The organism is Hyphomicrobium sp. (genome assembly GCF_051860585.1).
GTDB lineage: Bacteria > Pseudomonadota > Alphaproteobacteria > Rhizobiales > Hyphomicrobiaceae > Hyphomicrobium_C.
Map to the genome: position 1 here is coordinate 294,227 of NZ_JBHYDS010000004.1, position 12,648 is coordinate 306,874.

Here is a 12,648-nt window from a genome sequence, read left to right on the forward strand (position 1 = left end):
TGGATGATCCGCCATGACCGCACCAGCTCCCGCTCCCGAGGCACAGCCAAATCAAGCGCGGCCGAAATCCGGCATCGTTCGCCGCATCGCCGGCGCGACCGTGCTCGCCGTGCTTGTTTTCGGGTTGCTTTGGTACACGGTCTTCAATGCTGTCACGGCCGCGCTGGTCGCGTCCGGCGGCACGGTCGTGCTGCTCGCAGGCGCGTCGGCGTCCGATACGCTGGAGACCGTCTTCGAGATGATCGCCAACGTGCTGCTCGGCATTCTGGCTGCCATCGCAGCCGTCTTCGCCGCCATCATGAGCTTTTTCGACTGGTAGCCCGCGCTGCGCGGCGTCTCAGTTCGCTCCGCCCGAGAGCGGCAGTGAAAAGCGTGCGAACGGACCGTGCTCGATGAAGTCGTCATGCCGGTCGCCGATTGCTGGAAAGCCAAGCAAAATCGCGAGTTCGGAAACGCGCTGATCGGTGTCGAGCGCGCCCAGCATCGCATCGACGCGATATCCGAACGTCAAGCTTCCAACCCCGATCGCAAACGCGATTCCCGCTTGTCCGTCGAGCGCGGCCACGATGCGATGGTCCTCATCCTTGAATTGAGGCGAAGGAAACAGAGGATCGTCGAGGCGGCTCTTGAACGTCGACGTGCCGAACAGCGCCGCGACGGACCCGCCGCCGACGAAGCTGATCCTGTCGGTGAGAGGAACGCCGCCGCGAAACCCTATTTTGGGTCCCAGCCCGTGGAAGTCGTTGGCCATCAGCAGCGCGAAAGGGACACAACCGCACCCGTCATCCAGCAGGGCGATGTCCCGCTCGATCGACGTATAGGTGAGGCCGCCGAACAGCTGCAGGCGCCCGCCCGCGACGGCGATTTCGTTGCCCACCTCGAAATCAAGGATTGTGGTCTCGGAATCGACCTTCGTGTGCGCATTGAGCACGCCAATCGGGAAGCCACCGGGAAGCACGGGCACGCCGGGGGCGAATGCGACAATGCCTGGATCGACAGGGCCGCCGCTGTCGTCGGCCTCGAGCCGGCGATAGCGCACGGCCGCGCTCCAGCCATTGGCCCAGACGTAGCCGAGGGTGAGCGCGCCACCCCAGCCGTCGCCTTCGTCGAGATCCGTTTTTGGCCCCGTGAAAGCAAAGATGGAGGTCGGCACCATGCCGGCCTCGAAGTCCGAGTCGCCAAATACCGCCTGTCCCTCAGCTTCGATATAGACCCCCGCGGGCGGCGATAGCATTTGGGCCGAAGAGGGTGCCGATCCAAGCAAAAGTGCGCCCGCGACCGCGAGGCCGACAGCCGCGCAAGTGGGTGAACAGGATGCAGAAACGAGACGGCCAGCGGGTTTCATGATTCCTCCAATTATCAGCAAGCGTCTGATTGGGAGGGGAGTCAAGGCGGGGCCCGCGATTCGCTCCGCTGCGTGTCGGATTCGGCACGCATCCGCTTGACAATGCGCCGATCTCCACCGATTTAGGCGCCAGTCTTACGCGGATTGGTAGGCCGCGAGTGAGAGGAGAGACGCTATGTCGGACGCTGTTTCCGAAGTCACGATCACGTTCCCGGACGGCAAGACCCGCTTGGTCGCCGCGGGCACCACGGGCCTCGAGATCGCCAAGTCGATCTCGCCATCCCTCGCCAAGCGCACGGTCGCGATGAGCCTCAACGGGGTGCTCTCGGACCTCGCCGACCCGATCTCCAGAGACGCCGACATCAAGTTCGTCTCGCGCACCGATCCCGAAGCGCTGGAGCTGATCCGGCACGACGCCGCGCACGTGATGGCGGAAGCCGTGCAGGCGCTGTGGCCCGGCACGCAGGTGACGATCGGCCCCGTCATCGAGAACGGCTTCTTCTACGACTTCGCCAAGGAGCAGCCCTTCGAGCCGGACGACATTCCGAAGATCGAAAAGAAGATGGGCGAGATCATCGCCAGGAACGCGCCCTTCACGAAGCAATTCTGGTCGCGCGAGAAGGCGAAGCAGGTCTTCCGTGACAAGGGCGAGATGTTCAAGATCGAGCTGGTGGATGCCATTCCCGCCGGCGAAGATCTCAAGATCTACAACCAGGGCGATTGGTTCGATCTCTGCCGTGGCCCGCACATGACGTCCACGGGCCAGATCGGCAAAGCCTTCAAGCTGATGAAGTTCGCGGGCGCCTACTGGCGCGGCGACAGCTCGCGCGAGCAGCTCCAGCGCATCTACGGCACCGCCTTCGCGACCGAGGAGGAGCTGAAAGAACACCTGCACAGGCTCGAGGAAGCCGAGAAGCGCGACCACCGCAAGCTCGGCCGCGAGATGGACCTGTTCCATTTCCAGGAAGAAGCGCCCGGCTCCGTCTTCTGGCATCCGAAGGGCTGGACGCTGTTCCAGACGCTCATCAACTACATGCGCCGTCGCCTCGACCGCGAAGGCTACCAGGAAGTGAACTCTCCCGACATGATGGAGAAGCACTTCTGGGAGCTCTCCGGCCATTGGGAGAACTACGGCGAGAACATGTTTACGACCACGCTGCCGGATGATCGCGTGTTCTGCTGCAAGCCCATGAACTGCCCGGGCCACGTGCAGATCTACAAGCACGGGCTCAAGAGCTATCGCGACTTGCCGCTGAAGATCGCCGAGTTTGGCAAGGTGCACCGCTACGAACCGAGCGGCGCGCTACACGGCATGCTGCGCGTACGCCACTTCACGCAGGACGACGCGCACATCTTCATCACCGAAGATCAGATCATGGAGGAATGCCTCAAGATCAACGATCTGATGCTATCGATCTACAACGACTTCGGCTTTGAAGACATTTTCATCAAGCTCTCGACGCGCCCCGAAAAACGCGTCGGCGCCGACGAACTGTGGGACAAGGCCGAGAAGGCCCTGCAGGACGTGCTCGACGAAGTCACGAAGCGCTCGAACGGGCGCGTCAAGACGGCGCTGCAGCCGGGTGAGGGCGCGTTCTATGGGCCGAAGCTCGAATACGTGCTTAAGGACGCCATCGGCCGCGAATGGCAGTGCGGCACGACGCAGGTCGACTTCAATCTCGCCGGCCGCCTCAACGCCTTCTACATCGACGAGCACTCGGAAAAGAAGACGCCGGTGATGATCCACCGCGCCATGTTCGGCTCGCTGGAGCGTTTCACCGGCATCCTGATCGAGAACTTCGCCGGACACTTCCCGCTGTGGCTCGCGCCGCTGCAGGTCGTGGTCGCGCCCATCGTGTCGGACGCGAACGACTACGCGCTGGAAGTGGTCGAGGCGTTGAAGGCTGCAGGACTGCGCGTCGAGAGCGATCTCCGCAACGAGAAGATCAACTACAAGGTCCGCGAGCATTCGCTGGCCAAGGTCCCGGCCATCCTCGTCGTCGGCAAGCGCGAAGCCGAAGAGCGCAAAGTCTCCATCCGCCGCCTGGGCAGCCAGGATCAGACGGTAGTGACGCTCGATGAAGCTTTGGCGGCGCTGAAAGCCGAAGCGACGCCGCCGGATTTACGTTAGCATTCTCACTTTCCCTACCGACTTCTCTTTAACGGCGAGAGGTAGGGTGTAGGGCCGCGGGTTGCGCTGCGACGGCTCCTGCCATTCAAAGCCCGCTCACCATATGTCTATCCTCATTTTTTTCGCCGTCTTGCGTACTTGGTCAGCGTCCGCCATGTCAGTGTAGTATTCTATATTACCGCCGGGATGCGAAAGCTCTCGACGATAGGAATAAGCTAGACGCTCGTATGGTTCGCCACGCTTTGTGTCGAAGTGACAGTATAGTACCGGGAACCCATAATACTCGTCGCCTTCCCAATCCACGGCCTCTATTTGTTCATACGGCACATAGCCGATAAGCGCGGTATTCGATTGGCCGTCAGGCTCTTCCTGCCGCCAATCGGCCACGCCGAGCTTGTCAAGCACGGGCTTGGGAATATTGTGCCAACCAAGATGTAGGAGGGCGCCTGCATGATAAGTTCCTACAAGTGCAACGCGAAACCACGGCGAAATGCCCTTCGCTTTGTCGTTGACGTTCGGATATCCATCCAGCCTCCGGACATCTCGAACAATAACATCACGCCTAAGTTTCTCGCGTCGGCACTTGGATAGATGCTCCTCAAACTGTGGCTTCCATTTCATTCGCAACTGAACAATATCGGCATTACTCAGCTGCCCGCGGCGGCCGCGAATAATCGCCAGTAGCTTGACTGCGCCCTTGTAAAAAGGGCCGATTAAGCTTCCAATCCCGATCTCGATAGCCACTTTCCACTCCAAGCAAATTTGACCGAAATCTTATTCGGCTCGAGACTACAATCGAGGTCTATCGAGCACTTGTCCCCCATTTTGGTACGCCGCGAAGGCGGCCATCCACGCCAGCTTCCACAGTCGCGCGATCACGGAGAACGCACCCACGCTGCAACGTGTCGTGGATGGCCTCGCTAGGCGAGGCCCTGCCGCAATCGGTGGGCCTGTGCCACACGCTCGATTCCTGTAGCGGGTCATCCCATGATCGAGCATCCAACGGATCCAACCTCGCTGTCCCGCGCTCGCCGACCCGCCGGATCTAACCTGACCGCGATGTAAACTTCGGCCCCCTTGGCTCGTGCGGCCCGTCGGCATAGGTGTCGGGAAGGCACCGAAGCGGAGCGCTGCTCCGAGGGGGTCATCATGACTCTGCTGGCATTCGCGCAATCCAAGGCCCGTTACGAAAATTGGCTCAAGACGGAGTTGGGTCAGGATTTCGTCGCTGCCGATCTGGCTGAAAAGAACCGCGTGATGCGCGCCAGCGCGTTCGTATTCCTGCGTGGCACCTATTGGCGCTGGGCCGAGCTGGTCCGCGAATTGTTCCCGGACGCCGCGCGCGCGCCTGCAGTGCTGGCCGTGGGCGACATTCACCTCGAAAACTTCGGCACCTGGCGCGACGTCGATGGACGTCTGGTGTGGGGCATCAACGATTTCGACGAAGCGGCCCACATGCCTTACGTCGAGGATCTGGTGCGCCTTGCAACGAGCGCGGCGCTCGCGGCGGATCAAAGCAAACCCGATCCGGATATGTGCGACGCCATTCTCTCAGGGTACCGCGATGGCCTCGAGACGCCCAAACCGGTCGGGCTCGACCGCGACTGGGCCTGGCTGCGCGACAAGGTCGTCGTGCCGGAGGAAAACCGCCAGAAATTCTGGAAGAAGATCGACGCGCGCAAAGCCGAGCGCGCCCCCGCACACTTTCGCGATGCGCTCCAAGGCGCGATGCCGGAGCCGGGACTGGCGTTCGATACCGCGCGCAGGGTGGCGGGCACCGGCAGCCTCGGACGCCCGAGATGGATCGGCGTGACGGAGTGGCAGGGTGCTCCGATCGTGCGGGAGGCGAAGGCGTTGTTGCCATCGGCGTGGTCCTTTGCGCACGGCAAGCGCACGACACGGATACTCACCGGCGAGATCGCCAGCGGGCCCTACCGGTCGCCCGACCCCTGGATGAAGGTCAACGATCGGATCGCGACGCGCCGCCTGTCGCCCAACAATCGCAAGATCGAGGCTGCGACGAGCGACTTCCGCCTGCATGGCCTGCGCATGCTGTCCGTGATGGGCTACGAGCTGGCGAACGTGCACACCGGAACGGACGGCGCCGCCGCCGCGATCAAGAAGGATTTTTCTGCGCGCAAACCCAGTTGGCTCGCGTCCGCCGCCGAGAAAGCCGCGAAAGCCGTGCTCGCCGACTTCAAGCAATTCAAGAAGGGTTGAGGCGCGCGCTAGGCACTCCGCCCGCCGGAACGGACTGGGCCCCGCGCCCTCAAAAGGCCCAATTGCGGTTGCGTCGTTGAGGTCTCGCGCATCCCCCTGAGCAGACCAAGTGGGCCCTCAATGTTATCCGTGCTGAGGACGACAAACGCGTGGACGACAAAGCTGCGTGTTGCTGCTGCGGCGACGCTACTTGGCGCCGCATACCTGGTTCAAATTCCGCTGGAAACCAAAGTTCCGGGCGAGCCGTTCGTTCTGTTCCTGGTGGTGGTTCTCGCGTGCACGCTCGCGTTCGGTCAGAACGTCGGCTTTTTCGCCCTTTTCATGAGCACGCTGTTGTCTGCCTGCTTTTTCGAACCGGGGCTTTCGCTTGAAATCAATCGCGCGGCCGACCTGGCCGCCATCGAATTGTACGCCCTGCTTGGGGCCTTGTCCGTGCTGGCGCTTTCCCGGCTCATGAGTTCCGTGAACGAGGCTTACGAGAACACCCGGCTGCTCGCTGACGCGGAGCAGAAGAAAGCGCTCCTCATGCGCGAAATGGCCCACCGCGTCGCGAACAACTTTGCAAGCGTTGCCGCCCTGATCAAGCGCAAGGCAGCGGCGACGGAAGATCCGGCTGCGCGGCTGGCGCTCGATGAGGCGATGGAGCAGGTGAGCGTAATGGCTCGCATACACAACCGGCTCCGCATCGAAAACAATAGTGTGGTTCTCGACAGCCGGGAATTCATGAGCGACCTCTGCGATGACCTCAGGCGCACCATCGGCGACTGGCGGCCGCTGACGATCGAATGCACGACGGACGACATTCAACTATCGCTGGCGCAGGCTGTGCCGCTGGGCCTGATCGTCAATGAGCTGATCACGAACGCGATGAAGTATGCATTTCCCGACGAGCGGTGCGGCGCCATGTACGTAAGTCTGCTCGGCGTCGGCGGCCAGCTTCGCCTTACGGTCTCGGATGACGGGACCGGATTCAGCGGCACGATCAAAGGCACGGGAAAAGGCTGCCAAATCGTCGCAGCACTATCTCAGCAGCTGCGCGGAACCGTCGACAGCAAATCCACCGCCAAGGGCACCACGACCAGCGTGACCTTTCCCGCTGAGGGCAAGGAGCGGTTGGTGGCCGTTACGCAATCCGTCTCGCCCACGTTTCATTGACGGCGAGCGCAACACGCGCAGGCCGCGTAGTAGGCCATCCAGCTGTTCCTCGCGGAATACCCGGCGTGACGCGCTGCTCTTACTGAGACACACTGCGCTCACCCTCGAGCGCCGCTCAGGAGACGACAGCCATGACGGACATTGCGGCCCCCGCCGATGCCCCGCCTTCCGAAACGAAAGCCGACGACGCCGGTTTCTGGAAACGCGCGCTCGCGCTGCTGATCGACGTCGCCGTCGTCAACACAATCGTCTCGCTCCTGTTCCTGCTGCTCGCGCTGGCGTTTCCGGATTTCGGAAAGATGATCACGCTCGACACGCCGTTCGGCATCGGCGTCGTCGAAAAAACGATCGAGGACAAGAGCACCGAGACGCCTGCGGGCGAGGGGACCAAGCTCACGACGACCGACAAGACCATCGAGCGGACGGTGCTCGGCCGCTGGGTGTACCGGTACCGCATCGAAGGATCGGGGCACGAGACCGAGGGCGAATACTATTCGACCAAGCTCCGTACCTACACATCGCAGCAGCTCGATCCCGTCACGGGCGAGGAGATCGAAACGACGGATGTGGACAGCATCGCGTTCGTCGTCCTGATGTTCTATTGGATCCTGGCTGACGCCAGCCGCTATCAGGGCTCGCTCGGCAAGCGCTTGCTGGGCCTCAAGGTGGCGGACGGGCAGGGCGAGCGCCTGACGCTGGCGGCCGCCGCGGGACGAAACCTCCTGAAGATCCTCTCGGCCATTCCCGCAGGTCTCGGCTTCATGATGGCCGGGTGGACCAAGCGCAAGCAGGCGCTGCACGACAAGATCACCGGCAGCTTCGTCCTCGCGGCGCGCTGACACTGCCACTCCGGGGCAGGCCCAAGGCCAACGAGGGTTAGAAGCCGACCTCGGCGCTGTTGGCCTCCGCCTCGCTGCCACCCTCCACGCCGAACGCCTGCTTTATCGCCGCGCGAATTTCAGCCTCGATGGCATCGCGTTCGGCAGGAGGGAGAGTTTTGAGGCTGTCCTCGTCGAGATCGCGCGCACCCAGGATGCGCTCGCGAATTTTCTCAGCGGGCGACTTCTGCTGCCAATCGAGGAATTCACGAGAGATAGCCTCGTTGGCGCTGCGCATAGCGGTCTTCTCCGCGCGAGCTTCGGCCTCGGCCTGCTTGGCCTTGTCGCCGTCTTTCGCAGTCGGGTCGAAAAGTGAGATATCGAAAGGTGACGCGACGCCCGATCCGCGAGTGCCATCGAGTGACGCGGAAGAGAGAGAAAAATTGAACGATCCGACAAGCATGCGAAGCCTCCCAATTTTGCTCAGCATCAGGAAGAAGGCTTGCCCGAAGCTTGCTGCCGAGCGGAGGCACCGGCGGCGTCAAACCGAGATCGACAGGATCGCCATGATCACGCACACCAGCGCGAATTGCGTGACCACGCGCAGACGCATGAAGCCTTGGCTCTCGTCTTCGCTGCGGCCGGAAACCATGTTCCAAAGTCCGAGCAGCAATCCGGCCCCAATCGCCCCGCACAGCACGATCGCCGCGCAGGGAGCGAAGGTCCGCAACACCTCCGAAGGACTATGCGCGAGCGCGGCCGACGCGCGCGCATACAAGGCGTCGAAGCCGAAATAGATGGCGATGCCCGCGAACGCCGCGATCACGCCGGTGAGGCCGAAGGCCAGCACGTAACGCACATTGTGCCCCGTGACGCCGCCACGGACGTCATCGTCGGAGATCAGGGTCGGATGTGTCTCGCTTTCGGGATTGGCGGTCAGAACCTTGACAGTCGACCGGCAAATACAACGAGGCCGTGCCCCTCGGCGTTCCGATACAAATCCCGCCGTGAGCCCCCATATGTCCTCTAACGAATGGAGGATTTCAAATGACGCGGACCCATAACCAAGGATGCCCACTTGCAGCCGCGGCGTTGCTTGCGTGCGCTGCGCTCAAAGCCCGGCGTCGGCGGAGAACGCCAAAACCGTCTCCGTCCTTTGCGTACACCTGCAGAACGACAACGAAATGTACGAGCCGACAACCGAAGCTGAGCGGGCGCGAATGACGAAGGTGGGCAACTCCTTCAAGGAGCAGCTCGAAATCTCCGGACAATTCGACGTGAAGCCCGTGCCGGAAAAGATGGCCGCCGAGATTGCCGCTGGCCAAACGCTCGGCGAGTGCGGCGGCTGTGAGCTGGATTACGGCGCCAAGCTCGGCGTCGATCGGATTGCCTGGATCAACGTGCAGAAGGTTTCGAACCTGATCCTCAATCTCAACGTCTACATGGCAGACGTCAAAGAGAAGAAGATGACCTTCGTGCGCAGCGTCGACATTCGCGGCAACACCGACGAGAGCTGGACGCGCAGCCTCAAATATCTCGTCAAGAATTACCTGCTTCCGGACAGGCCATCGCCTTCGGGTTGACGCCCGCGGCGGCCATGTCCCGTTCCGCGCGACGCGCGCACCCCTCCCGGCGTCATCGGCAAGCCACGCGCCCGCAATTTGCGCTAGAATATATTGCTGTGGGCTCGCTGACGAGTTACCGGGAGACACGCATGCTGATCGGACGGATTGTGCTTCTGGCTGCTGTCATCCTGGGAGCGGCGCCCGCCTCCGCCACGGAGCGCATCCTGACGCTCAAGTTTGGAGACGACAGCCGGCGCTTCACGGCGGCGGAGTTGCTCGCCCGGCCCGACGCGGCAACGCTCGCGATCCCCAACGACGTATCTTACAAACGTGCGATGACCTATCGCGCGGTGCCGATGCTCGCCGTGATCGGTGCAGCCGCGCTCAAGGACGCGGACACCATCGAAGCGCGCGCCAGCGACGGGTTTGTGTCGCAGATCCCGGCCGAACTTGTGAAAAAGGCCGCCGAAGGCGGCTCGGTGCCCTGGATCGCCATCGAGGATCCTGATGCGCCGTGGCCCAATCTGGATGGGCAGCAGCACAGCGGCGGGCCGTTCTACCTGGTGTGGGAGAACCCGGAACGGTCCGGCATCGGTAGCGAGCAATGGCCGTTCGCGCTCGTCGGGCTGACGGCCGTCGAACACCCGGTGCACCGCTGGCCGCAACTGGCGGTCGACGCCGCGCTGCCGGAGACCGCTCCCGAGCGCCGGGGCCAGGCGAGCTTCATCACCAACTGCATGCCGTGCCATCGCCTGAAGGGAGCGGGGCAGGGGGAGATCGGCCCCGATCTTGGCCAGCCGATGAACGTCACGGCCTATGTGACGCCCGCCGGCATCCGCGCCATCGTTCGCGACCCGAAAGCCGTGCGCACGTGGCCGAAACAGCAGATGACGGGCTTTACGGCCGAGCAGATACCGGACGCCGAATTGGACGCCCTGATCGCGTTCCTGGCCCACATGGCGAAGCGCTGAGAACGCGCGCCGCACGAGGGTGAAACGCTCCGGCCGGCAAATGCTCCGCACGCGTGCGAGATGCTCGCAACTGCCCGCACGTCAACGAAAAACATCATTGAGCTGACGTTAAAAAATCAGCCCGATCCGCGCAATTTTCACCATCTCTGTAAGCGCATTTTAGGTCGCGCATGGGAGAGTGTGTTCAAGGCCGAAACAACAAGACGCGGATCGCACCGCTTGGGCCGGATCACTCGTACAGGAGCGTCAGAATGAAGATGATGAAGCCCGCGTTCGTTGCCACCCTCGTCGCCGCAACGGCGCTGGCAGGAATGGCCAACGTGGCCCATGCCCACAAGTCGAAGTATTACGGCAAGCCTCACCACCACAAGAATTACAAGTACGGCGTGGGCGCTGCCGCCGCGGTCGCGACCGTCGTCGCGATCGACGCCGCCCGGCGTTCGGATTGCAAGAAGTGGAAGTATCGCTACCAGCGCACCGGCAACCCGGCCTTCCTTGATCGCTACTACGCCTGCAAGTACTAGATCCTGATCGTCCGGGATGCGAGCGATCGCACCCGCGTCGAGGACTTGAAACTAAAGCGCATACGGCTCCCAGCCAAATGAAGCGCCGCGCCGCGAATGGCGCAGCGTTCCGGTCTCGTGACATTGCTTGTCGGCTTCATGTCCTCCCTCATCGCCTCGGCGATGAGGGAGTGAGATCGTTTGGTGTTTGATGCACCCCGTGCGGCATGTCCAAGGGCAGCATCATGATCCTGGCCGCCGCCGCGAAGGTGGCGAGTGCCGCGCCCCGCATCCACCGCATCTCGCGTCCTCCCTGTCTCACATCCTCCCGTCTCACATCCGCCCCATACCGCACAGGTTTGGCCCTCTCTGCCGTCTGTTCGCCCAATCGCCCGTATGCCGGCGTCCATTTTAGCTCTACCATCCGGCCGCACATCGAGCGGCGGGCAGGCAGGGAACCGAAACCATGGCAATCGATCCGATCTGGTTTGTCGTCGGGGCCTACGCGCTGGGCGCCATCGTCGTCGCGGGGCTGGTCGCGCTCTATTTCCGCAGATGAGGATCGCGAACGGGCCATGATCTCGCGCATCGTTGTCCTGACCGACGACAGCGACGCCATCGAGTTCGCCAAATCCGGCGCACCCGAACCCACACAAGAGCTGCGCCACTGGATCGCCCGCGAATGCAAGGGCGCGGTCCGGTTTGAGGCCGACAGCGTGTTCAACGTCATCTTCGAATTCGAGGCGGTCGAAGACGCCGTTCGGTTCCGGAAACGGTGGGCGGAGTCCACATAGAAAAAAATGTGGGCGGAGCCGACGTAGCAAAAAAGTGGGCGGAGCTCATGTCGCCAAAGTGGGCGGCGATTGGCATCGATCGCACCTTCAAGATCGCCAAGGAGGGGCTCGCGAGTCTCGGAACCTAGGCCCGGTCGAGACGAGACAACACGAACGAGACAGACGGATGCCGCGTCCCACGAAAGGGGAGCGGCGTTCGCGCGTGCAGGCGTTCAATCGAGATTGTAGCGTTCCGCGAATTCCTTCGTCCGCGCATCCGTCTTGGCGGTCATGCACCCGAGAACGGCCGAAGTCGTACCCGTGCCGCCCGACCATTCCACCGGCACCAGCCCCTTGCAGTCCGCATCGCGAAACGCCACCCAGGCCCGCTGGCTTTCGCGCAGCGCCTTGTCCCAGCTCTCGCGGTCGTAGGGCTTTTCGAGATCGCCGCCGGCGATCTGCGCGAGCACCTTCTTGTAGGCCGCATTGAGCTTGGCGTCCGACGCCTTGAAGTCCTCGTCGGCGCAGAAGTTCATCTCCACCGTCGTGTTCTGTTCGGCGCAATCGATCGGGTCGTCGGCCAGCGCGGGCGCCGTGGCACCGAAAAGAAGTACGAAGAAGGCAGGGGCAACCGTCAAGCGCATGGGCAAGCCTCAGGTTTGAGAGAGCGCGACCATAGCCGATGATCCGCATACCCAATAGGCACACGCGGGAGGTTTGTCCGGAATTCCCGGAAACCTCTGCGCGTATCCAAAAGTGCCGCCGTTTGCTGCGGTGCGTTCAAAACGGAACGGCCCAGATTTCTGCGCGAAATCCGGGCCGGCGGACGACTACAACTTACCCCTGGCCGATCCGGAAGATCGGAAGCGGGTCAATTGCATGTCACGATCACCACTTCCACCAGGGCTTGTAGCGCGTCGGCACGCACCGCTCGCGGCCCCAGACGCGTGACCGGTGCCATCCATTGCGGTCTCGTTGACAGCTGATGTGCCAGCCGTGAACCTGGATCACGTTCGAGGCGGCGGCCGTGGAATTCGTCTGCGCGTTCCCGCTCAGGGGTGCCGCCTGCGCAAAAGTCGTGAGAGCTCCCAGGCACACGATGCCTGCGAGGCCGGCAAGTGTCTTAGTCATGGCGATCTCCATCTTGGCTTGGCTTCAAACGATGCG

The 12,648-nt window shown here is 62.5% G+C and carries 15 protein-coding genes; 9 read left to right on the forward strand and 6 right to left on the reverse strand.

The features are described 5' to 3' along the window. Nucleotides 1-13: 13 nt before the first annotated feature. On the forward strand, nucleotides 14-319 hold the full coding sequence (locus ACTIFK_RS08855; RefSeq protein WP_439542693.1) for a hypothetical protein: 306 nt from the start codon (nucleotides 14-16) through the stop codon (nucleotides 317-319). Between the two features lie 18 nt (nucleotides 320-337). Here ACTIFK_RS08855 and ACTIFK_RS08860 read toward each other — a convergent pair whose 3' ends face one another. Continuing rightward, the gene (locus tag ACTIFK_RS08860) at nucleotides 338-1,345 is read right to left on the reverse strand and encodes an Lpg1974 family pore-forming outer membrane protein (protein WP_439542694.1); all 1,008 of its coding nucleotides are present in this window, start codon (nucleotides 1,343-1,345) and stop codon (nucleotides 338-340) included. Between the two features lie 175 nt (nucleotides 1,346-1,520). On the opposite strand from ACTIFK_RS08860, the gene thrS reads away from it, so the two are divergent. Beyond that, complete coding sequence (gene thrS / locus ACTIFK_RS08865; RefSeq protein WP_439542695.1) at nucleotides 1,521-3,476, forward strand: threonine--tRNA ligase; 1,956 nt, start codon at nucleotides 1,521-1,523, stop codon at nucleotides 3,474-3,476. Nucleotides 3,477-3,572: 96 nt separating this feature from the next. Here the strand turns inward: thrS and ACTIFK_RS08870 are convergent, their stop codons facing one another. Beyond that, nucleotides 3,573-4,220 carry a hypothetical protein gene (locus ACTIFK_RS08870; protein WP_439542696.1) on the reverse strand — a complete coding sequence of 216 codons (648 nt, stop codon included), beginning with the start codon at nucleotides 4,218-4,220 and terminating at the stop codon, nucleotides 3,573-3,575. 405 nt (nucleotides 4,221-4,625) lie between these two features. Between ACTIFK_RS08870 and ACTIFK_RS08875 the strand changes: the two genes are divergently transcribed. The 3 genes from ACTIFK_RS08875 (at nucleotide 4,626) to ACTIFK_RS08885 (ending at nucleotide 7,690) form a co-directional block, all read left to right on the forward strand. Continuing rightward, the gene (locus ACTIFK_RS08875) at nucleotides 4,626-5,696 is read left to right on the forward strand and encodes a DUF2252 family protein (protein ID WP_439542697.1); all 1,071 of its coding nucleotides are present in this window, start codon (nucleotides 4,626-4,628) and stop codon (nucleotides 5,694-5,696) included. A 129-nt stretch (nucleotides 5,697-5,825) separates the two neighbouring features. After that, nucleotides 5,826-6,851, forward strand: a complete 1,026-nt coding sequence (locus ACTIFK_RS08880) for a sensor histidine kinase (RefSeq protein WP_439542698.1) — start codon at nucleotides 5,826-5,828, stop codon at nucleotides 6,849-6,851. Between the two features lie 131 nt (nucleotides 6,852-6,982). Then, entirely contained in the window at nucleotides 6,983-7,690 is a 708-nt protein-coding gene (locus ACTIFK_RS08885; protein WP_439542699.1) for an RDD family protein, read from the forward strand. 37 nt (nucleotides 7,691-7,727) lie between these two features. On the opposite strand, the gene ACTIFK_RS08890 is transcribed toward ACTIFK_RS08885, so the two are convergent. Continuing rightward, complete coding sequence (locus ACTIFK_RS08890; RefSeq protein WP_439542700.1) at nucleotides 7,728-7,967, reverse strand: hypothetical protein; 240 nt, start codon at nucleotides 7,965-7,967, stop codon at nucleotides 7,728-7,730. A 243-nt stretch (nucleotides 7,968-8,210) separates the two neighbouring features. Further along, a complete protein-coding gene (locus ACTIFK_RS08895; RefSeq protein WP_439542701.1) occupies nucleotides 8,211-8,528 on the reverse strand; it encodes an HIG1 domain-containing protein in 318 nt (105 codons plus the stop codon). 211 nt (nucleotides 8,529-8,739) lie between these two features. Between ACTIFK_RS08895 and ACTIFK_RS08900 the strand changes: the two genes are divergently transcribed. From ACTIFK_RS08900 to ACTIFK_RS08915, 4 genes are all read left to right on the forward strand, one after another. Beyond that, a complete protein-coding gene (locus tag ACTIFK_RS08900; protein WP_439542702.1) occupies nucleotides 8,740-9,252 on the forward strand; it encodes a DUF3280 domain-containing protein in 513 nt (170 codons plus the stop codon). Between the two features lie 131 nt (nucleotides 9,253-9,383). After that, entirely contained in the window at nucleotides 9,384-10,205 is an 822-nt protein-coding gene (locus ACTIFK_RS08905; RefSeq protein WP_439542703.1) for a c-type cytochrome, read from the forward strand. Nucleotides 10,206-10,456: 251 nt separating this feature from the next. Beyond that, nucleotides 10,457-10,729 carry a hypothetical protein gene (locus ACTIFK_RS08910; protein ID WP_439542704.1) on the forward strand — a complete coding sequence of 91 codons (273 nt, stop codon included), beginning with the start codon at nucleotides 10,457-10,459 and terminating at the stop codon, nucleotides 10,727-10,729. A gap of 554 nt (nucleotides 10,730-11,283) precedes the next feature. Next, nucleotides 11,284-11,502: a hypothetical protein gene (locus ACTIFK_RS08915; RefSeq protein ID WP_439542705.1), complete on the forward strand. Its 219-nt coding sequence runs from the start codon at nucleotides 11,284-11,286 to the stop codon at nucleotides 11,500-11,502. 212 nt (nucleotides 11,503-11,714) lie between these two features. Here ACTIFK_RS08915 and ACTIFK_RS08920 read toward each other — a convergent pair whose 3' ends face one another. Continuing rightward, nucleotides 11,715-12,125: a lysozyme inhibitor LprI family protein gene (locus ACTIFK_RS08920; RefSeq protein ID WP_439542706.1), complete on the reverse strand. Its 411-nt coding sequence runs from the start codon at nucleotides 12,123-12,125 to the stop codon at nucleotides 11,715-11,717. 244 nt (nucleotides 12,126-12,369) lie between these two features. Next, complete coding sequence (locus ACTIFK_RS08925) at nucleotides 12,370-12,612, reverse strand: hypothetical protein (protein ID WP_439542707.1); 243 nt, start codon at nucleotides 12,610-12,612, stop codon at nucleotides 12,370-12,372. Nucleotides 12,613-12,648 lie beyond the last annotated feature (36 nt).